The organism is Pseudomonas sp. CFBP 13710 (assembly GCF_014842235.1).
Taxonomy (GTDB): domain Bacteria; phylum Pseudomonadota; class Gammaproteobacteria; order Pseudomonadales; family Pseudomonadaceae; genus Aquipseudomonas; species Aquipseudomonas baltica.
In genome coordinates this window covers 199,618-219,398 of the sequence record NZ_JACYVJ010000002.1, presented here as the reverse complement: position 1 = coordinate 219,398, position 19,781 = coordinate 199,618, and the positions used below count along the sequence as shown (strand labels likewise).

The following is a 19,781-nucleotide window of genomic DNA, read 5'->3' as shown; positions in this document are numbered from 1 at the left end:
GAAGGGTCGACTCGTCTAGCTGGAAAGATTGCGTCCTGCGAATTTGCGCAAGCGCGCGGTATACAGCGCAGGTCCGAGCCGTTAACGTAAAGCAAAGCCGTTTATAGAGGAAGGACTCGTGGAACTCTCGCTCTTAGTTTGGTTGTTGCCGACCCTGGCCCTGGTGGTCGGTGTGGTCATCGGTTTTGCCGTCGCACGCCTGGCGCCTCGCGCCGTACCCAATGGCACGCAGCGTCAGCTCGATGACATCCAGGAACGTTTCGACACCTATCAGAACGAAGTGGTCACCCACTTCAACAGCACCGCGATCCTGGTCAAGAAACTGACCCAGAGCTATCAGGAAGTGCAGGATCACCTGGCCGAAGGCGCCGACCGTCTGGCCCTGGACGAGCTTACCCGTCAGCGCCTGCTGGCCGCCCTGCACTCGGACGCCCCGCAGCCTCACCGCGAGCGCCTCACGCCACCACGCGACGCCGAGCCGCCTCGCGACTACGCACCCAAGGCAGCGAACTCGCCTGGCATGCTGGACGAGCAGTATGGGTTGAAGCGCAAGTAGGTTTCACTGGCGCCTATCAAGAAGCGGGCCCTGTTTTCAGGTCCCGCTTTTTTTATGCCTGCTGCAGGGCCTCGTGCTCCTACAGGCTCAGGTACACCTCGTCGCAAGGCGCCTTGATCTCCCGACGCAGAATGCCGATCACCTCGCGTCCGGCAGCTTCATCGGCCTTCTGCCGTTCCACGCCATCGAAGCGCTGCTCCACGGTTTTCAGATGCGCAGTGGTGTATTGATCGCGGGGCGTGCGGAGCTCTCGGTAGTGAAAATGCGCGTACCACAACGGCGTTCCCGTGGTGTCGGCAATCAGGTATTCCTCGAGGAAACCCGACGAGCGCTTGAGCTTGCTGCGCCCGCCCACGCGGCTGATGCGCACGGCCTGCTCGCGGTAGAGGTAGTCGACCCGCGCAGCCGTGGGCGCCTGGCGCTTGATCATGTGGATACGAATCAGCCTGCCGTCCTTGACGAGTTGCCCGGCCTTGTCGCGGAACAACTGGGCGCGGCCATGGGCCGACGCGTGCTGGCTGGTGGCCTGGTCTACCGCATTGTGCCGGGTGAGCTGCTGCTCGACGGCGTCGGCGCTGTCGTCAAGCTGGCGAGCATAGAGGGTGAGTTGATCTTCGACCTCGCCCGGCAGGTAGTCTTTTTCGGCCTGTTTCCAGGCTTGCTTCAGCGCACTGTCGGCGCCCTGCAGCAACCGGTTGCCGCGACGAACCGCGGCATTGACCGACGTCGCCACTGCACGTGGCCGGGGCGCAGGCGCCACATCAAGCTGACGCCAGTTGCCTTCGGCCAGATCCTTGCCGAAGGAGGCGACGACCTTTTTCTCGATCGGATCGATGACATCGATGATGTCGCTGTCCGAGGGTTTGAGCTTGGGCCGTCGCTGGCCGACCACCAAGCCTCGACGGTGGGTCATGTACAGGTTTTTGTGGCGCACCTGCTGGCGCTGCTTGCGGGTCATCCTGAGCTGCTCGCGAACCAATGGCACCAGCGACGCCTGCGCATCGTCGCGCAGCTCGGCGATCAGCGCGGCCAGGCGGTCGAACGCCGGACGATGCAACTGCTCTCCCAGCAGCTCGCCATGCAGGGTCAGTGCCTGCTGGGCCGCTTCATACTGCAAGTCCAGGCTGTTGAGCACTTCGACGCGGTCATTGAGGTTGTAGCTGGCGCTCTCCTCGAGGGCTGCATGGGTTTGCGCGGCCAACCGCACGGGCCCGGCCACCGACTCCATGATCCGCTCGGCTTCCTGCAACGCAGGGATCTTGCGGATGCAGGTCAGTGCCAGACCGTCGACCAGCAGACCGATCCAGCGCTGTATCGACAACTCCTGTATCCAGTCCACCTTGAGCTTTTTCAGGGCGGCCTCGCCTTCGAGGGGCATACGCTGAAGCTGGCGTTTCCAATCGGCCAGCTCCTTGCTCAGCTGTATCTGTTTATCCATCACCTCGGTGCTGTCGGCCACGAAGTCGAAGAACGCGGCGGACTGTACGGTATCGAGATCCGAGGCGTCGAGTGTCGCCGGCAGCCGGTCGGCCTGGTCCCGATACGCGATGCTCTTGTAGCGCAGATTGACGATCTCCTCCTGGGCCAGTTCACACAGTTGGAACAGCGCCCCGGCCTGCTCCTTCGAACGATCGGCATAGGGGTCCAGTTCACTGAGTTTCTTGCTGGCACGCAGCACCGTGCGCAAGGCCCCGAGGTAGCTTTCGGTGGCCTCGCTCAGGGCCTCGCGCAGACCGGTCAGACGTTCGCTGTCCCCGGCCTGCATGGCACGTCCAAGCTTGCCGAGCACCCGGTCGACACGTTGGTGCAAGCCTGCACGCTGCTGGTTGAAAGCCACGACTTCAGCGTTGTAGGACACCATCAGCGCCTGGTTGCTGGCACGCAAGGCCGCGATGCGACGCTTGGGCCCGCCGCCGCGCAAACGCAAGCGCAGGTCCAGGCGCCAGCGTCCCACTTCGTCTCGCGCCAGCCAGGGCCCCGGGCGCTGCGGGCGTTTGCCGTCGACTATGCGCAACTGGTCTTCGTCGGCAGCCACCTCATAGAAGTGGCCGTCCAGGGCCAGCAACCAACGCTCGCCGTCCAACTGCAGGCCTTGATAGCGACCGTGCGCCAATGGCGGCGTCATGCTTGGCCCCGGTGTGGTGCGATAGGCCGCCAGAGCCTTGATCTGATCAGTGCCGAGCCGATGTTGCGCACTCGTCCAGGAAAAGCTCAGCGTGCCTTCGGAGTGGGCGATGGCATCGCGCGGTGCCGCCCAGGTACTGCGGACCGGCGCAGTGTTCTGCCGGCCTGCCGCAGGCTGGCCGAAACCTCGACCGGTCGGCGTCTGGCCAGCGTCATGGGCCAGCAGGACCAGGGCGATGTTGAACAGCAGGTCGAACATCTGATCATCGACCGCGGCAGAATCCCCCGCAGCCTGCGCAATCAGCGTGACGTTCGTCGCGGCCATCGCCTGCACCAGCCAGCCCGCCGTGGCCAGCGGTCCGGGGAGGACCGGCAACAAGGCGTTGAACAGCGTCCAGCCGAGCGCCTGAAACCCGATCCAGCGACTTTCCTCGCTGGATACCGATCGACGGTCCGCGACGTTGATCAAGGCCTGTACGTTGCTGCGGTACAGGTGCTCGAGCAACGGTGGGGAGATGTCTGTGAGTTGCAGCGCTGCGGGGACCGGCGTGCTGATCGGGGCGAAATCCGAACCCTGCGCGAAACGCAGCAGATGCGGCTCGCGAAAGCCGCCGCTGGCATAGCGCGCACGAGCGCCCTCGCCCAACCAGTCCAGTACGCTGCGCTGCAGATCGCCCGGTTCGCTGATCGCGGCCATGAGCGCGGCAGCGCTGGTGTATTGGCTCAAGCAAGGTTTGAACAAGGGTCGGTAGAGCACCTGCACCCCGCTGCCGTCCAATGCGCCGAATACATACATGTTGCACACGACATCGACGTTCATGCCCGGTGCCGGCAGGAAACCCAGGCTGCGAAGGCCGATACGATGCCCGTCGACATCCAGGTCACCCAAGCCATTCATGACCTGTTCGACATACAGCCATCCCCGTTCGGTAAAGCCGTGCTCACCGCGGATGGTGTTCTCCAACGCCAGCAACGGCAACTGATAGGCCAGTTGCCGGGTGAACAGCTCCTGGCGACGTGGGGCCTGCACGGGGTCTTCGAGCAGTTGCCGATTCAGCAGCTTCAGGTAACGCCCGCCTACATCGGCGCGAGTTACCAGGGCTTCGATGGCGGTGGTATCGACCCAGTCCGGCAGCAACGCACCCGCGCGAGGCCTGATCAGCAGGTGCCCGCGGGGGCGGCCCGACAGGTTGAACAGAGCCAGTTCGGCAAGGCTGATCTGTTGATCTTCCAGGGCCATGTCGCCGGCATTGATCAGACTCAATTGCGCATTGGGCACGGTGAGAATGTGCACTTGAACGTCGTCGAGGTCGGCCAGCGGCTGGCCGGGATGGTCGGCATCTATCTGTTCGACCAGGGTCGTCCGGGCAAAGGATTCAAGCGTGGGTATGGCATCGAGGAACGATGCGCCTTTCTGCTCATCGCGCACCATCGCCAACGCCGCCAGGTACAGGGAGAACGCGCGACGCTGGGTCAGACTGGCAGCTCGGAGCCACTGCGGCAGTGCGCTGTGAAGCGCCTGTAGCCGGGCGCGTTCCTGGGCAGTGTCGAGGTCGAACAGGCTGGTGATGCTTTCGCAGCCCTCCGTTAGCGCTCGAGTGCCCAGGCGTTGTTGCTGGCAATAGGCGCCCAGGGTCTGCAAGGCATTGAGTTGCTGCTCGAGAATCGCCTGTGCCTGCGCTTCGAAGATATCGCCGTTGGGTGTATACAGGGCCAATTCCAAGGCCGAGCCGGTGAATTCGCGGCCCATGTGACCGGCGAAGGCATCCGCCAGCGCCTGCAGGTTGGCAAAGCCCTCCAAGCCATTGACGGGGGTGTAGAGCAGCACGACCTCGCGCCCCTGCAGGCCGAGGCGACGGCGGATGACCAGCGCGTGGGTCAGCTCGGCTTCCCGCTGCAGGCCGGCACCCGTCGCATGCACGCGGATCAGGCTGGCCTGAATCGGGTCACCTTCATGCCTGGCGCGCAGGCTGGCGGTGGGCATCGCCGCCAGCAACGAGGCCGCCGCCAGTTGCTCGCTGTCCAGGCGTCCGGCAGCTTTGTCCCGCTCGATACTGGCCTTCAGACGCGACTGCAGCGCCAAGGCCAGCCAATGCCAGCGATCGCTGCCGTCTGCCTGGACCTGGTCCCAGTAATCGCACAGTGCCTGGCTGTAGGTGGTAATGATCTGCGGGCCCCACTCGTTGACGATGCCCTGCACCTGCACCAGGGCCACCGGCAGGGCCGACGGGGGCGAGCCCAGCGGCTCATGTGCGAGCAGGTGATAGCCTTGAATCAGCCGGAGCTGCTGGGTATGGATGTAACGGTCGATCAGCACATCAATCAGCGCCAGCCGACGGTAGCGCTGGGCCTCATGCACAGCGGGGGCATTGGGCCTGGCCTGGGTGGCCAGCGGTTCGAGCAGCTGCAGGCGGTCGACGTCCAGTGCCAGGTCGGGGTATCGCGCCGACAGCTCGCTGGCGAGGATATTGCTGGCGACCTGGCGCAGGGTGGGCCGAGAGCAGAAATGTTTGCTCACGCTGCTGGCCAGTGGCGCAGCCTTGGCCACTTCGCCACTCAGGGAAAGGAGTTCAAGCATGGGTCGGTCCTTCGAGACAAATGAGCGCCTAGCAGGCGCTACCCTTGGCCTCGAAGGGTGGTAGACAGATAAGGCAGGCTGAAAAGACCGGAACCCGGATGCAGGAGCGGACGCTGTCCGCTCCTGCGGTTCCAGAAGGCCGAGGGCTTAGATCGCGCCGCGGCTGCGCAGCAGCTCCAGCACCTGCTTGACCCCTTCATCCACCGACGAGGCCTGGGTGTCGATCACCAGATCGGCATTCAGCGGCACGTCATACGGGAAGGACTCGCCGGGGATGTTGTCCTGGTCGGCGGCGTACAGGCCCTGTGGATCGCGTTCGCGGCAGACCAGAGGCGAGGCCTGGACGTAGACGGTCACCAGCCGATCGGCACCGATCAGGTCGCGTGCCTGCTCGCGGCCGGCGGCGTCCGGCGCAACGAAGGCGGCCAGAGTCACCAGGCCCGCTTCGTTGAACTGCCGCGCCACGTGAGCGGCACGGCGCCAGTTCTCGGTGCGCCCGGCGCGGTCCTGTGGCAGGCCCTTGTTCAGGTCATGTCGCAGGTTCTGCCCATCGAGCACGAATACCGCACGGCCCATGTCGAACAGTCTGCGTTCCACGGCGTAGGCCAAGGTGCTCTTGCCCGCACCCGAAAGACCGCTGAACAGCACGGTCGCCGGTTGCTGGCCGAAGCGCTGGGCGCGCTCGTCGGTGGTCACATGGGCGGAGCGACCATGAACCTTGCCACCCTGGCTGACGGCGGCCGGCGCGATGATCATGCCGGCGCCGACGGTGCCGTTGGTGAGACGGTCGATGATGATGAACGCACCGGTGGTGCGGTTGCTGTCGTAACCGTCCAGAGCGATGGCGCTGTCCAGCGACACCTTCACCTTGCCGATTTCGTTGAGCTGCAGCGCGCTGCCCGGCCCTTCGGCCAGGGTGTTCACGTCGACCTTGTGGACGATGCTGGCGATCGAGCCCGGCACGTAGCTGGTGGCCCGCTTGATGTCGTATTTCTTGCCGGGCAGCATCGGCTCTTCGGCCATCCACACCAGCATGGCTTCGAAGCTGTCGGAGACGGTCGGCACGTTGGCAGCATGCACCAGCAGATCGCCGCGAGAGATGTCGATCTCGTCTTCCATGGTCAGGGTGACCGCCTGGCCAGGGCCGGCGTGTTCCAGCTCACCTTCGAAGGTGACGATGGACTTGACCCGGCTGCTCTTGCCCGATGGCAGGACGACCACTTCATCACCCTTGTGCACGATACCGCTGGCCAGGGTACCGGCGAAGCCGCGGAAGTTCAGGTTCGGCCGATTGACGTACTGCACCGGGAAGCGCAGGTCGTTGAAGTTGCGATCGGCTGCCACCTCCACGGTTTCGAGGATTTCCATCAGGGTCTGGCCGCTGTACCACGGCGACTGTTCGCTGCGGTTGACCACGTTGTCGCCCTTGAGCGCCGACATCGGCACGAAGGCCAAGGTGGTCGGCTGCAGGCTGATGGCCTCGGCGAACTTCAGGTAGTCGGCCTTGATCTGCTCGAACACGCCCTCATCGAAGCCCTTGAGGTCCATCTTGTTGATGGCCACGACGATGTGCTTGATGCCCAGCAGGGACGCGATGTAGCTGTGTCGACGGGTCTGGGTCTGCACACCGTAGCGGGCATCGACCAGGATGATCGCCAGGTCGCAGGTGGACGCGCCGGTGGCCATGTTGCGCGTGTACTGCTCGTGGCCCGGGGTGTCGGCAATGATGAACTTGCGCTTGGCCGTGGAAAAGTAACGGTAGGCGACATCGATGGTGATGCCCTGCTCGCGCTCGGCCTGCAGGCCGTCGACCAGCAACGCCAGGTCGACTTCCTCACCCGTGGTGCCGGATTTCTTCGAGTCGCGGGTGATGGCTTCCAGATGATCTTCGTAGATCATCTTGGAGTCGTGCAGCAGGCGCCCGATCAGGGTGCTCTTGCCGTCGTCGACGTTGCCGCAGGTGAGGAAGCGCAGCAGTTCCTTGCGTTCGTGCTGAGCAAGGTAGGCGAGGATGTCCTCGCTGATCAATTCGGATTGGTGCGACATGTTCTGACCCTGCTCTAGAAATAGCCCTGACGTTTCTTGTCTTCCATGGAACCGGCGCCATCATGATCGATGACACGGCCCTGGCGCTCGGACGTTCGCGTCAGGAGCATTTCCTGAATGATGTCGGTGAGGCTCTGCGCCTCGGACTCCACCGCGCCCGTCAATGGGTAGCAGCCAAGGGTACGGAAACGCACTTTCTTCTTGACGATGCTGGCCTTCTCTTCCTCGCTGAGGTGCTCGAGAATGCGCTCGTCGTCGATCATGATCAGCGTGCCGTTCTTCTCGATCACTTCGCGTTCGGCGGCGAAGTACAGCGGCACGATCGGGATGCCTTCCAGGTAGATGTACTGCCAGATGTCGAGCTCGGTCCAGTTCGACAAGGGGAATACGCGGATCGATTCGCCCTTGTTGACCTTGCCGTTGTAGACGTTCCACAACTCCGGACGCTGGTTCTTCGGGTCCCAGCGATGCTTGCTGTCACGGAACGAGTAGACCCGCTCCTTGGCCCGCGACTTCTCTTCGTCGCGGCGAGCGCCACCGAAGGCGGCGTCGAAGCCATACTTGTCCAGCGCCTGCTTGAGGCCCTGGGTCTTCATGATGTCGGTGTGCTTGGAACTGCCGTGGGTGAAGGGGTTGATGCCCTGCGCCACGCCTTCGGGATTGACGTGTACCAGCAGGTCCAGGCCCAGCTCCTCGACCATGCGGTCGCGGAACTTGTACATCTCCTGGAACTTCCACTGGGTGTCGACGTGCATCACCGGGAACGGCAGCTTGCCGGGGAAGAAGGCCTTGCGCGCCAGATGCAGCATCACGGCCGAGTCCTTGCCGATGGAATACAACATCACCGGGTTATCGAACTCAGCGGCCACCTCACGAATGATGTGGATGCTTTCCGCCTCCAGCTGTTTCAGATGCGTCAGTTTGTCGACCATGGCTACTCACGGAATACAGTCTTTATGGACGGCCTGCGGGCCGTGTTCGAGCCGGGCACTTTAACACGGCGTCCGGTTTGGTCATCGGGAGTGGTTAGATCGAAGGGGTATATCAATATACCTCGTGGTTTGGAGGGTTTCGTGTTTGGCGGGCAGAGGCTTGCCAGCCGACTCGATCCCACCGGCCCAGCTCCCACAAGATCACTATGAGCACTGTGGGAGCGGGCTCTGCCCGCGAATCAGGCACCTCCGTCCACCGATCAGACAGGATTGGGGCAGTCGATGAACACATGCTCGAGCGCGAAGCGCCGCGCCAGGTACTCACCCAGCGCCTGCACACCGTAGCGTTCGGTGGCGTGATGGCCGGCGGCGATGAAGCTGATGTCGTTCTCGCGGGCACTGTGAACGGTCTGTTCGGAAGCCTCGCCGCTGATGAACAGGTCCACACCGGCCGCGATCGCCCGGTCGATGTAACCCTGGCCGCCGCCGGTGCACCAGCCGACGCGGCGAATCTTTTCGCTGCCTTCGATCAGCAACGGTTCGCGGCCCAGCACTTCCTGCACGCGACGGGCGAAGTCGCGCGGATGCATGGGCTCGGGCAATGAACCGATCAGCCCCACGACCCGGCTGTCCGCCGGATCCAGCGGCCCTTCCACGGTGATTTCCAACTGCCGCGCCAGCTGCACGTTGTTGCCCACTTCGGCGTGCAGATCCAGCGGCAGGTGGTAGGCCAGCAAGCTGATATCGTGTTTGAGCAAGGTCTTCAGCCGCCGCTGTTTCATGCCGACCACGCAGGGGTTTTCGCCCTTCCAGAAATAACCATGGTGCACCAGCACCAGATCGGCCCTGGCATCCACCGCGGCATCGAGCAACGCCTGGCTAGCCGTCACGCCACTGACGATGCGCATGACCTGCGGGCGACCTTCCACCTGCAAGCCATTGGGGCAGTAATCCTGGATCTTCGTGCTGCTCAGGTAACGGTCGGCTTCTTCGACCAACGTGTTCAGTGCCACAGCCATGAAAGTCTCCACAAAGGCAGTTCAGCGCGGCGCGAGCGCCCGTATAATGCCGGCCATTATGGCGCCCCTGCGCGCCTAAGAAACAGCCCCCCGCTACCCTTCAGGATCGTTCCCATGTTCAAGGCCTTGCGCTTCTTCGGTTGGCCACTGTTGACCGGCATATTGATCGCCCTGCTGGTGATCCTGCGCTTTCCGCAATGGGTCGGCCTGCCCAGCCAGGACGTCAACCTGCAGCAGGCGCCGCAAAGCGCCAGCGTCATCCAGGGTCCGGTGTCCTACGCCGACGCCGTAGCCATCGCAGCGCCCGCCGTGGCCAACCTGTACACCACCAAGGCGGTCAACAAAGGTGCCCACCCGCTGTTCGAAGATCCACAGTTCCGGCGTTTCTTCGGCGACAACCTGCCCAAGCAGCGGCGCTGGGAGTCGAGTCTGGGCTCGGCGGTGATCATGAGCCCCGAAGGCTACCTGCTCACCAACAACCATGTGACAGCTGGCGCCGACCAGATCGTGGTGGCCCTGAAAGACGGCCGGGAGACCCTGGCTCGGGTAATCGGCAGCGATCCGGAGACCGACCTGGCGGTGCTCAAGATCGATCTGAAGAACGTTCCAGCAATCACCATCGGCCGCTCCGACGGCATCCGTATCGGCGACGTCGCGCTGGCCATCGGTAACCCGTTCGGCGTCGGCCAGACCGTGACCATGGGCATCATCAGTGCCACCGGCCGCAACCAGCTGGGCCTCAATACCTACGAAGACTTCATCCAGACCGATGCGGCGATCAACCCCGGCAACTCCGGCGGCGCGCTGGTGGATGCCAACGGCAACCTGACCGGTATCAACACGGCCATCTTCTCCAAGTCCGGCGGCTCGCAAGGCATCGGCTTCGCAATCCCGACCAAGCTGGCGCTGGAGGTGATGAAGTCGATCATCGAACATGGCCAGGTGATCCGCGGCTGGTTGGGCATCGAAGTACAACCGATGACCGAGGAGCTGGCGGAGTCGTTCGGCATCAAGGATCGGCCAGGCATCGTCGTCGCCGGAGTGTTTCAAGGCGGCCCGGCCCACAAGGCCGGCCTGCAGTTGGGCGATGTCATCCTCAGCATCAATGGCGAGCCGGCCGGCGATGGTCGCCGCTCGATGAACCAGGTCGCCCGCACCAAGCCCGGCGACCGGATCGCCATCCAGGTGATGCGCAAGGGCAAGGAACTCACCCTCAACGCCGAAGTGGGCCTGCGCCCCCCACCAGCGCCGGCGGCGGTGAAGAAGGAGGAGAAGTAGGGATGCAGTGAAAAACGGATGGCGGTTGGCTATCGCATGCAAGCTCGGTCACGTCATTTCTATCAGATGTAACACACCTATACACGCTCGAAGTTTTTATTCGCGCAGAAGTATCGAACGTCATACTCATGATTATTACGCTCACCTGATAATTATCTTGGCCGCCCGGCGTTTAGCGAAAAGCCCACTGCGGTCTGAAAATACAAGATCACTCCTGTTTTGCTTGTAAAAAGATAGTTACCCAGGAACATACAATCGTAGCTAGCCTGTTTTCTTGCCACACACACGGAGAAAATGGATCATGACTAACATAACGCCTACGACCACACCTCTGGCGCTGCCAGGAAATCTGTTACAGAACGCAGAGTTCGAACAAGGTTTCACCCACTGGATCACGGACGACAAAGGGGACCCCGCCAACTGCACCTCTTCACCGCCTGGCGCGATTCTGGTCAATCAGGCCAGCATCAGGCAGGGAGTGACCATAGAAGCGAGAGCCAAACAGTACACGTTCAGAATGATTGCCTTGGCGTTAAATAGCTCATCAAAGGCTACCCAAGCAGTGGCTGAAGTCGGCCGTGTCGTCATCAAGGAAAACGATATAGAGGTGGCAAGCTTCTACCTGAGGACAGGCGCGTTCGTATACGAGCTCGAACATGTAACCCAACCGGCGACGACTCATCTGGAAGTCGTAATCAGCTCTGAAGCAAGCACCCCTGTACAGTTCTGGAGTCCCAGCCTCGTCGATGACTTTCCCAATCCCGACGAACTCATCAAGGATAGCCACTTCGAGCGTCCGAATACGGACTGGAGAGGAGGGGGCGAGTGGCAGCACGGCGGCGTGCAACTGGCCAACGGCCAACGCGTCAGCCAGTTGGTCACTCGCATCGAACCTGGCAGTCATTACGTGATTACCTATACGGTGATGCCCTTCATCAATCCTATAGGCGAGGAGGAAAACTTCGCCTTCGGCGCGATATCGGGCAGTGGTGGGGTCCCCAACACAGATATCACGTCCAGTGAGTCGATAGCGCCAATACCCTTCACGGCTACTCAGAACACCTTGTCAATCACACTTACGGGGCCTCGTATCCGTTTCGGGTCATTCTCCTTGAAAAAACGCTAGGCGATGAACACACTGCCGGCAGCACTCAGGTCTTGTGCGAAGCATTAGCCGGCTGACAACTTATCCTGCTGTCCCGCGCCCTATACCGGCAGTCTAACCGACCAGGGAAGTCTGCCGGTCAAGCGGCTTGTTCAGCCCAGCCGCTTTTATCTTCTTGCTCACAGGGCATCCAGCAACGCCTGGTTCTGTTCCGAAGTACCGATGCTGATGCGCAGGAATTGCGCGATGCGTTCCTGCTTGAAATGGCGCACGATCACGCCCTTTTCGCGCAAGCGGGCGGCAATGGCTGCAGCGTCCTGTTCGGGGTGGCGGGCGAAGATGAAGTTGGCTGCCGAGGGCAGTACCTCGAATCCATGTTCATTCAGCCCTTGCACCAGTTTTTCGCGACTGGCGATCACCTTGGCGCAGGTGTCTTCGAAGTAGGCCTTGTCGGCAAACGCTGCGGCGGCGCCGGCGACCGCCACTCGGTCGATCGGATAGGAGTTGAAGCTGTTCTTGATGCGCTCCAACGCTTCGATCAGGTCCGGGTGGCCGACCGCGAGCCCTACCCGCAGGCCGGCCAGCGAACGGGATTTGGAGACAGTCTGGGTGACGAGCAGGTTCGGATAGCGATCGACCAGGGTGATCGCGGTTTCACCGCCGAAATCGACGTAGGCTTCATCCACCACCACCACCGAGTCCGGGCTGGCCTGAACAATCTGCTCGACCGCGTCGAGCGGCAACAGGCAGCCAGTGGGTGCGTTCGGGTTGGGGAAGATGATCCCGGCGTTGGGCCTGGCGTAGTCTTGTGGCCGGATCTGGAATTGCTCGTCCAGCGGCACCGCCTCGAAGGCAATACCGTACAAGCCGCAATAGACCGGATAGAAGCTGTAGCTGATGTCCGGGAACAACAGCGGCTGGTCATGCTGGAACAGGCCGTGGAAGATGTGCGCCAGCACTTCGTCCGAGCCGTTGCCCAGGAACACCTGGTTGGTTTGCACCCCGTAATAGTCCGCCACGGCTTGCTTGAGCAGGTCGCTGTTGGGATCCGGGTACAAACGCAGGGCGTCACCCAGCTCGGCGCGCATGGCCTCGATCGCCTTGGGCGATGGGCCGTAGGGGTTCTCGTTGGTGTTGAGCTTGACCAGGTTGGCAACCTTGGGCTGCTCGCCGGGCACATAGGGCACCAGGTTCTTGACGAAGGGACTCCAGAATCTGCTCATGCTCATTCCCCTTTTGCCAGATCGGGTTGGATACGGTATTCGGCGCTGCGGGCGTGTGCGCTCAGGGACTCGCCGCGAGCCAGCACGGAAGCGGTCTTGCCCAGCTCGGAAGCGCCCTGCTCCGAGCAGAAGATGATCGACGAACGCTTCTGGAAATCGTAGACACCCAAAGGCGACGAAAAACGCGCGGTGCCCGAAGTCGGCAGCACGTGGTTGGGGCCGGCGCAGTAGTCGCCCAGCGCTTCGCTGGTGTGACGCCCCATGAAGATGGCACCCGCATGGCGGATCTGCGGCAGCCAGGCCTGCGGGTCTTCGACCGACAACTCCAGGTGTTCCGGGGCAATTCGGTTGGCCACCTCGATCGCCTGCTGCATGTCCCGGACCTTGATCAGCGCGCCCCGGCCATTGATCGAGGTACTGATGATCTCGGCGCGTTCCATGGTCGGTAGCAACTTGTCGATACTGGCCGCGACCTTGTCGAGGAACTCGGCATCGGGGCTGACCAGAATGGCCTGGGCGTCTTCGTCATGTTCGGCCTGGGAGAACAAGTCCATGGCGATCCAGTCCGGATCGGTGCCGCCGTCGCAGACCACCAGAATTTCCGAGGGGCCAGCGATCATGTCGATACCGACCTGGCCGAACACATGGCGCTTGGCAGTCGCCACGTAGATATTGCCGGGGCCCACGACCTTGTCCACGCGCGGCACGCTTTCGGTGCCATAGGCCAGGGCCGCAACGGCCTGGGCGCCGCCGATAGTGAACACTCGGTCGACGCCGGCAATGCAGGCCGCTGCCAACACCAGCTCGTTGACCTCGCCTCGGGGCGTGGGCACGACCATGACCACCTCGGTAACGCCCGCCACTTTTGCCGGAATGGCGTTCATCAATACCGATGACGGGTAGGAGGCCTTGCCGCCGGGCACGTACAGGCCGGCGCGGTCCAGTGGTGTGACCTTCTGGCCGAGCACCGTGCCGTCGGCTTCGGTGTAGCTCCAGGAATCCTGCTTCTGCTTCTCATGGTAGAGACGCACCCGCTCGGCGGCGGTTTCCAGAGCGTTGCGCTGCACATCGGTAATGCGTGTGAGGGCCAGTTCGAGACGCTCGCGCGGCAGGATCAGGTCGGCCATCGAGGCGACCTGCAGGCCATCGAAGCGCTCGGTGAATTCGACCAGCGCGGCGTCGCCCCGCTCGCGCACGGCCTTGATGATGTCCAGCACGCGCTGATTGACCGAGTCATCTGACACACTTTCCCAGCTCAACAGATGGTCCAGATGGCGGGCGAAGTCCGGATCAGTGGCATCGAGTCGGCGAATAGCAGTGGAAACGGTCATGGCGGGCCTCAAATAATGGCAATTGCTCAAGCGCCGATAGATTACCAATCGATCCACATGGGCACTTGAGTTATTTGGCTATGATGCGGATAGACGGGCGCAGGTTGCAGACCTGCGCAGGTGCATCAGTCGCGGTGTCGCGACTCCACTGCCTTGCGCAGGGTGTCGATCAACGCCTGGATGCGGGCGTGCTGCATCTTCATGGAGGCTTTGTTCACCACCAGCCGGGAGCTGATGTGGGCGATCAGTTCCTGGGGCTCCAGGCCGTTGGCACGCAGGGTATTGCCGGTGTCGACCACGTCGATGATCTTGTCGGCCAGGCCCACCAGTGGCGCCAGTTCCATGGAACCGTAGAGCTTGATGATATCGACCTGGCGGCCCTGCTCGGCATAGTAGCGCTTGGCAACGTTGACGAACTTGGTGGCCACACGCAGCCGACCGGTTGGCTCGGCCGCGCCGATGGCGCCGGCCGTCATGAGCTTGCACTGGGCGATCTGCAGATCGAGGGGCTCGTACAGGCCCTGGCCGCTGTATTCGAGCAGGACGTCCTTGCCGGCGACACCCAGGTCGGCGGCACCATGCTCGACGTAGGTCGGCACGTCGGTGGCGCGCACGATCAGCAGGCGTACATCGTCCTGGGTCGTGGGAATGATCAGCTTGCGGCTCTTGTCCGGGTTCTCGGTGGGCACGATGCCCGCCTCGGCCAGGAGCGGCAATGTATCGTCAAGAATGCGGCCTTTGGACAGCGCAATGGTCAACATGGGAAACGTCAGTCCTTACAGGAAAGTTTCTGGCAACGACCGGGCGCATCCCTGCGCCCTGCACGCACATCAGCCCGGTACGCGACGGATCTTGGCGCCCAGCATCTGCAGTTTTTCTTCGATGCACTCGTAGCCACGGTCGATGTGGTAGATGCGGTCGATCAAGGTGTCGCCTTCGGCGGTAAGCGCCGAAATCACCAGGCTCGCCGACGCCCGCAGGTCGGTCGCCATGACCGGTGCGCCCTTGAGCTTCTCGGTGCCGGTGACGATGGCCGTGTTGCCCTCGACCTGAATCTGCGCGCCCATGCGATGCATCTCGTAGACGTGCATGAAACGGTTTTCGAAGATCGTCTCGATGACCGCGCCAGTGCCTTCGGCAATGGCATTGAGCGAAATGAACTGCGCCTGCATGTCGGTGGGGAACGCCGGGTACGGCGCGGTCCGCACGTTGACCGCCTTGGGCCGCTTGCCATGCATGTTCAGTTCGATCCAGTCGGCGCCGGTGGTGATCTCGGCGCCCGCCTCGCGAAGCTTTTCCAGCACGGCTTCGAGAATGGTCGGATCGGTGTCCTTGACCTTGACCCGGCCGCCTGTGCAGGCGGCGGCCACCAGGTAGGTACCGGTCTCGATGCGATCGGGCATGACCTTGTAGGTCGCCGAGTGCAGGCGCTTCACACCATCGATGGTGATGGTGTCGGTGCCGGCGCCTTGGACGTTGCCGCCCATGGCATTGATGAAGTTGGCCAGATCGACCACTTCCGGCTCGCGCGCGGCGTTCTGCAGGACGCTGCGGCCATTGGCCAAGGCTGCGGCCATCATGATGTTCTCGGTACCGGTCACACTGACCGTGTCGAAGAAGAAGTTGGCGCCGCGCAGGCCACCTTCCGGCGCCTTGGCCTTGATGTAGCCGGCTTCCACGTCGATGACCGCACCCATGGCTTCGAGGCCGCGGATGTGCAGGTCGACCGGACGCGAGCCGATCGCGCAACCACCGGGCAGCGCCACTTCCGCTTCGCCGAAGCGAGCGACCATCGGGCCCAGCACCAGGATCGAGGCGCGCATGGTCTTGACCAGCTCGTACGGTGCAACCAGTGTCTTGATGGTGCGCGGATCGATCTCGACCGCCAGCTTCTCGTCGATCACCGGCTCGATGCCCATGCGACCGAACAGCTCGATCATGGTGGTGATGTCGTGCAGGTGCGGCAGGTTGGCAACCGTTACCGGCCCATCGGCCAGCAGGGTGGCAGCCAGAATCGGCAGAGCGGAGTTTTTCGCTCCGGAAATGCGAATTTCGCCATCAAGGCGAACGCCGCCAGTAATAATCAGTTTGTCCATTGGAGTCTCGACGCGGAATGGCTCAGGAACGCTCAGCCCAGGCTGCGCTGCTGAAGAATTTCATGGTGATCGCATGGATGCTGCCATCGGCGATCCATGGGTTCAAATGAGCATAGATCTGTTGCTGGCGCTTGACCGGGCTAAGCGCGGTCAGCTCGTCACTGATCACGTTCAGCTGGAAATTGCAGCCTTCGCCCTCGACTTCCACCTGCACTCCCGGCAGCTTGGATTCAAGGAAACCCTTCACTTCTACAGCCTGCATGCTCAACCTCGATCGGCGCCCTGTGCGCGCGGGTCGGCCATCATACAAAAAAGCCCCCCGACTGCGAACCCCGTATCGACGGGATCAGGCCAGAGGACCTCGATGAGGGCCGCTCAAATCTGTGAAAAGAATTCGCTCATGCCGGTGACCTGAGCGATCTGACGCATATCGTGGGGCAGTGCCTGGACCCGCACGGTCTTGCCGGCCGCCTCGGCATCGCGCATGAAGCCCAGCAGCAGGGACAAGCCGACGCTGCTGGATTTCTCGACCGCAGTGCAGTCAATGACCAGCGCCGTGGCCGGGCTGGACTGGATCAATGCCTGCCCCTGCTTGCGCAGGGCGGCGCCGGAGCGGTAGTCCAGCACGCCGGCCAGACTGAGCTGATCGCCGGCCAGTTCGACGCGAGCCTGATCCATCACTGGGCGCTCGTCGGGGCAGCTTTGTCGGTGACTTCCTTGGCCTTGGCGACTTCGCCCGCCCAACCGTCGATGGTCTTGTCCAGGTCGTTGCCGTTGCGCTGCATGCTGTCGGCGAACTGGTCGCGGAACAGCTTGCCGATGTTGATGCCATTGATGATGACGTTACGCACCTTCCACTCGTTGTTCAGGTTTTCCAGGGTGTAGGAAACCGGATACACCGCTCCGCCAGTGCCCTTGACCTGCATGTCGACGCTGGTACGAGTGCCACTTTCATCCTTGGCCGGGCCAACGGTGATGCCCTGGTTGTTGTATTCGAGCAACGCGTTGCCATAGAACTGCATCAGGCTGCGCTTGAAATTTTCCTGGAAACGCGTTTTCTGCGCCGGTGTTGCCCGGTTCGCGTACTTCACGGTCATGATGCTGCGCGATATGCCTTCGGCATCGACGACTGGACCGACGATGGAATTCAACGCGTCGTAGAAAGCCTGAGGGTTGCTGCGGTAGGTTTCGCGGTTCTTTTCCAGATCCGACAGCAGCCGGTCGGTGACGCCCTGTACCACCTGATGTGCGGATACCGCAGGGGCTGCGTTGGCCCACATCGGTAGCAGAGCCACCAGAACCAGCAGGCTGCGTCGCATGATCGAAAACATGGATAACTCCTTATTTGGCATCTTTGCTGACTGTGTTGAGCAGGAACTTGCCGATCAGGTCTTCGAGCACCAGGGACGACTGGGTGTCGTGGATGGTACCGCCGTCGGTGAGCAAGGCTTCCTCGCCACCCACGCTGATACCAATGTACTTCTCGCCCAGCAGGCCCGCGGTCAGGATGGAAGCAGTGGAGTCAGTGGGCAGATTGTCCACTTTCTTGTCCAGCTGCAGGGTCACCCGGCCAGTGAAGGTGTCGCGATCCAGATCGATAGCCGTGACCTTGCCGATGGTCACACCGGCCATGGTCACCTTCGCTCTGACAGTCAAACCGGCGATATTGTCGAAATAGGCATAAAGTTTGTAGCTCTCGGTGTTCGCGCTGGTGGACAGACCACTGACACGCAAGGCCAACAGCAGCAAAGCCAGGATGCCGGCCAGAAGGAACAGGCCGACTCCGACTTCCATTGATCGGTTTTGCATCAGAAATCTCCAAACATCAGGGCGGTCAGAATAAAGTCCAGGCCCAGAACGGCCAGCGACGCGTAGACCACGGTCTTGGTGGTAGCGCGACTGATGCCCTCGGACGTGGGTTCACAGTCATAACCCTGGAACACGGCGATCCAGGTGACGACGAAAGCGAATACCAGGCTCTTGATCACACCGTTGAGCACGTCATCGGTGAAGCTCACGCTGTTCTGCATGTTGGCCCAGAACGATCCTTCATAGACGCCCAGCCAATCGACGGCGACCCAGGATCCACCCCAGATACCGACGACGCTGAAAATCATCGCCAGCAACGGCAGGGAAATGAAACCGGCCCACAGCCTTGGCGCAACGATGTACTTGAGCGGGTCGACGCCGATCATCTCCAGGCTCGACAACTGCTCGGTCGACTTCATGTTGCCGATCTCGGCCGTCAATGCAGAACCTGCACGACCGGCGAACAATAGAGCGGTGACCACAGGTCCGAGTTCACGCAGCAATGTCAGCGCGACCATTTGCCCGACCGCCTGCTCCGACCCGTACTTGGCCAGAATGCTGAAGCCCTGCAGCGCCAGCACCATGCCGATGAACACGCCGGACACGACGATGATCAGCAGGGACATGACGCCCACTGAATACAATTGCTTGATCAGCAGCTGGAAGCCGCCACCGATGCCGCCGCGGCCCACCAGCGCGTGGCCGAGGAACAGCCCGGAACGACCCAGGATGCCGACCATGTCGATGGCCGAGCGGCCAAACAGGCGCACGCGCTCCATGATTGATTTCTTGCGCATCAACGCTTCCCCAGCAGATCGGCGCGGTAGTCGGGCGCGGAAAAATGAAAAGGCACGGGGCCGTCGGGATCGCCCTTCATGAATTGGCGGACGCGCGGATTGTCCGACCCCATCAAGGCTTCTGGCGTGCCATGACCAAGCACCTGGCCATCACCTACGACATAGATGTAGTCGGCGATGCTCGCGGTTTCCGCCAGGTCGTGGGACACCACGATGCTGGTGATACCCAGGGCGTCGTTGAGCAGGCGGATCAGCCGCACCAGTACGCCCATGGCGATCGGGTCCTGACCGACGAACGGCTCGTCGTACATCAATATCTGCGGGTCCATGGCGATGGCGCGGGCCAGCGCGACCCGGCGCTTCATGCCGCCGGACAGTTCGTCCGGCATCAGTTCGATGGCACCGCGCAGGCCAACGGCCTGCAACTTCATCAGAACGATGTCGCGGATCATGTCTTCGGGCAGGTCGGTGTGCACGCGCAGCGGGAAGGCCACGTTTTCGAACACGTCCAGGTCGGTGAACAGCGCGCCGCTCTGGAACAGCACGCCCATGTGCTTGCGCGCATCGAACAGATCGCTGCGCGAGAGTTTGGGCAGGTTCTGGCCATTGACCCACACTTCGCCGCCGCTGGGCCGCAGTTGCGCGCCCATCAAACGCAGGAGCGTGGTCTTGCCGCTACCTGAAGGCCCCATGATACCGGTGACCTTGCCGCGAGGAATGCGGATATCGACGTCGTTGAAAATGCTCCGCGCACCGCGCTTGAAGGAAACCCCTTTCAGCTCGACCGCGTAGGCGCTATCGGCACTCATTTAAACTCCTTGCAGTGCAACCTTACCCTCGGACGCTCATCTTCTGACCGAAGACACTTGGCGCGGACAGGCCGAACA

Annotated in this window: 17 protein-coding genes; 3 read left to right on the top strand and 14 right to left on the bottom strand. The window is 62.2% G+C overall.

Features of this window, described 5'->3' with window-relative positions; translation table 11 throughout:
* Positions 1-118: 118 nt before the first annotated feature.
* The gene (locus tag IFT44_RS05560; RefSeq protein ID WP_049860598.1) at positions 119-556 is read left to right on the top strand and encodes a YhcB family protein; all 438 of its coding nucleotides are present in this window, start codon (positions 119-121) and stop codon (positions 554-556) included.
* A 79-nt stretch (positions 557-635) separates the two neighbouring features.
* Here IFT44_RS05560 and IFT44_RS05555 read toward each other — a convergent pair whose 3' ends face one another.
* From IFT44_RS05555 to IFT44_RS05540, 4 genes are all read right to left on the bottom strand, one after another.
* Positions 636-5,258, bottom strand: a complete 4,623-nt coding sequence (locus IFT44_RS05555) for a hypothetical protein (protein ID WP_192175552.1) — start codon at positions 5,256-5,258, stop codon at positions 636-638.
* Between the two features lie 147 nt (positions 5,259-5,405).
* Positions 5,406-7,304 (bottom strand): sulfate adenylyltransferase subunit CysN, encoded by a 1,899-nt coding sequence (gene cysN, locus IFT44_RS05550; RefSeq protein WP_192175551.1) that lies wholly within the window; start codon positions 7,302-7,304, stop codon positions 5,406-5,408.
* A 14-nt stretch (positions 7,305-7,318) separates the two neighbouring features.
* Positions 7,319-8,236 carry a sulfate adenylyltransferase subunit CysD gene (cysD, locus tag IFT44_RS05545; RefSeq protein WP_122479489.1) on the bottom strand — a complete coding sequence of 306 codons (918 nt, stop codon included), beginning with the start codon at positions 8,234-8,236 and terminating at the stop codon, positions 7,319-7,321.
* Between the two features lie 260 nt (positions 8,237-8,496).
* The gene (locus IFT44_RS05540; RefSeq protein ID WP_122479490.1) at positions 8,497-9,255 is read right to left on the bottom strand and encodes a Nif3-like dinuclear metal center hexameric protein; all 759 of its coding nucleotides are present in this window, start codon (positions 9,253-9,255) and stop codon (positions 8,497-8,499) included.
* A 114-nt stretch (positions 9,256-9,369) separates the two neighbouring features.
* Here IFT44_RS05540 and algW point away from each other — a divergent pair, with 114 nt between their 5' ends.
* The gene (gene algW, locus IFT44_RS05535) at positions 9,370-10,533 is read left to right on the top strand and encodes a Do family serine endopeptidase AlgW (RefSeq protein ID WP_122479491.1); all 1,164 of its coding nucleotides are present in this window, start codon (positions 9,370-9,372) and stop codon (positions 10,531-10,533) included.
* 301 nt (positions 10,534-10,834) lie between these two features.
* Positions 10,835-11,659, top strand: a complete 825-nt coding sequence (locus tag IFT44_RS05530; protein ID WP_192057676.1) for a hypothetical protein — start codon at positions 10,835-10,837, stop codon at positions 11,657-11,659.
* A 158-nt stretch (positions 11,660-11,817) separates the two neighbouring features.
* Here the strand turns inward: IFT44_RS05530 and hisC are convergent, their stop codons facing one another.
* The 10 genes from hisC to IFT44_RS05480 all read right to left on the bottom strand — a co-directional run bounded on the left by hisC (position 11,818) and on the right by IFT44_RS05480 (position 19,703).
* Positions 11,818-12,861 (bottom strand): histidinol-phosphate transaminase, encoded by a 1,044-nt coding sequence (hisC, locus tag IFT44_RS05525; RefSeq protein WP_192057677.1) that lies wholly within the window; start codon positions 12,859-12,861, stop codon positions 11,818-11,820.
* A gap of 2 nt (positions 12,862-12,863) precedes the next feature.
* A complete protein-coding gene (gene hisD / locus IFT44_RS05520) occupies positions 12,864-14,192 on the bottom strand; it encodes a histidinol dehydrogenase (RefSeq protein ID WP_192057678.1) in 1,329 nt (442 codons plus the stop codon).
* Between the two features lie 125 nt (positions 14,193-14,317).
* A complete protein-coding gene (hisG, locus tag IFT44_RS05515; protein ID WP_185794044.1) occupies positions 14,318-14,953 on the bottom strand; it encodes an ATP phosphoribosyltransferase in 636 nt (211 codons plus the stop codon).
* Positions 14,954-15,022: 69 nt separating this feature from the next.
* Positions 15,023-16,288: a UDP-N-acetylglucosamine 1-carboxyvinyltransferase gene (gene murA, locus IFT44_RS05510; RefSeq protein ID WP_122479496.1), complete on the bottom strand. Its 1,266-nt coding sequence runs from the start codon at positions 16,286-16,288 to the stop codon at positions 15,023-15,025.
* A gap of 22 nt (positions 16,289-16,310) precedes the next feature.
* Positions 16,311-16,550, bottom strand: a complete 240-nt coding sequence (locus IFT44_RS05505) for a BolA family protein (RefSeq protein WP_043186744.1) — start codon at positions 16,548-16,550, stop codon at positions 16,311-16,313.
* A 113-nt stretch (positions 16,551-16,663) separates the two neighbouring features.
* Positions 16,664-16,966, bottom strand: a complete 303-nt coding sequence (locus tag IFT44_RS05500) for an STAS domain-containing protein (RefSeq protein WP_122713625.1) — start codon at positions 16,964-16,966, stop codon at positions 16,664-16,666.
* Positions 16,966-17,619, bottom strand: coding sequence for an MlaC/ttg2D family ABC transporter substrate-binding protein (locus IFT44_RS05495; RefSeq protein WP_122479497.1), 654 nt, complete (start codon positions 17,617-17,619; stop codon positions 16,966-16,968). Before IFT44_RS05495 ends, IFT44_RS05500 begins: the two co-directional genes overlap by 1 nt.
* A 10-nt stretch (positions 17,620-17,629) precedes the next feature.
* On the bottom strand, positions 17,630-18,097 hold the full coding sequence (gene mlaD / locus IFT44_RS05490; protein WP_043186734.1) for an outer membrane lipid asymmetry maintenance protein MlaD: 468 nt from the start codon (positions 18,095-18,097) through the stop codon (positions 17,630-17,632).
* Positions 18,097-18,894 (bottom strand): lipid asymmetry maintenance ABC transporter permease subunit MlaE, encoded by a 798-nt coding sequence (gene mlaE / locus IFT44_RS05485; RefSeq protein ID WP_043186730.1) that lies wholly within the window; start codon positions 18,892-18,894, stop codon positions 18,097-18,099. Before mlaE ends, mlaD begins: the two co-directional genes overlap by 1 nt.
* A complete protein-coding gene (locus IFT44_RS05480) occupies positions 18,894-19,703 on the bottom strand; it encodes an ATP-binding cassette domain-containing protein (RefSeq protein ID WP_122479498.1) in 810 nt (269 codons plus the stop codon). Before IFT44_RS05480 ends, mlaE begins: the two co-directional genes overlap by 1 nt.
* Positions 19,704-19,781: the final 78 nt, after the last annotated feature.

Bases quoted from the DNA above. Each gene is read 5' to 3' on its own strand.
- IFT44_RS05495 (WP_122479497.1), bottom strand. From the start codon at position 17,619: ATGTTTTCGATCATGCGACGCAGCCTGCTGGTTCTGGTGGCTCTGCTA.
- algW (WP_122479491.1), top strand. From the start codon at position 9,370: ATGTTCAAGGCCTTGCGCTTCTTCGGTTGGCCACTGTTGACCGGCATA.
- cysN (WP_192175551.1), bottom strand. From the start codon at position 7,304: ATGTCGCACCAATCCGAATTGATCAGCGAGGACATCCTCGCCTACCTT.
- cysD (WP_122479489.1), bottom strand. From the start codon at position 8,236: ATGGTCGACAAACTGACGCATCTGAAACAGCTGGAGGCGGAAAGCATC.
- murA (WP_122479496.1), bottom strand. From the start codon at position 16,288: ATGGACAAACTGATTATTACTGGCGGCGTTCGCCTTGATGGCGAAATT.
- hisG (WP_185794044.1), bottom strand. From the start codon at position 14,953: ATGTTGACCATTGCGCTGTCCAAAGGCCGCATTCTTGACGATACATTG.
- IFT44_RS05480 (WP_122479498.1), bottom strand. From the start codon at position 19,703: ATGAGTGCCGATAGCGCCTACGCGGTCGAGCTGAAAGGGGTTTCCTTC.
- IFT44_RS05540 (WP_122479490.1), bottom strand. From the start codon at position 9,255: ATGGCTGTGGCACTGAACACGTTGGTCGAAGAAGCCGACCGTTACCTG.
- IFT44_RS05555 (WP_192175552.1), bottom strand. From the start codon at position 5,258: ATGCTTGAACTCCTTTCCCTGAGTGGCGAAGTGGCCAAGGCTGCGCCA.
- mlaD (WP_043186734.1), bottom strand. From the start codon at position 18,097: ATGCAAAACCGATCAATGGAAGTCGGAGTCGGCCTGTTCCTTCTGGCC.
- IFT44_RS05505 (WP_043186744.1), bottom strand. From the start codon at position 16,550: ATGCAGGCTGTAGAAGTGAAGGGTTTCCTTGAATCCAAGCTGCCGGGA.
- hisD (WP_192057678.1), bottom strand. From the start codon at position 14,192: ATGACCGTTTCCACTGCTATTCGCCGACTCGATGCCACTGATCCGGAC.
- IFT44_RS05530 (WP_192057676.1), top strand. From the start codon at position 10,835: ATGACTAACATAACGCCTACGACCACACCTCTGGCGCTGCCAGGAAAT.
- mlaE (WP_043186730.1), bottom strand. From the start codon at position 18,894: ATGCGCAAGAAATCAATCATGGAGCGCGTGCGCCTGTTTGGCCGCTCG.
- IFT44_RS05500 (WP_122713625.1), bottom strand. From the start codon at position 16,966: ATGGATCAGGCTCGCGTCGAACTGGCCGGCGATCAGCTCAGTCTGGCC.
- hisC (WP_192057677.1), bottom strand. From the start codon at position 12,861: ATGAGCAGATTCTGGAGTCCCTTCGTCAAGAACCTGGTGCCCTATGTG.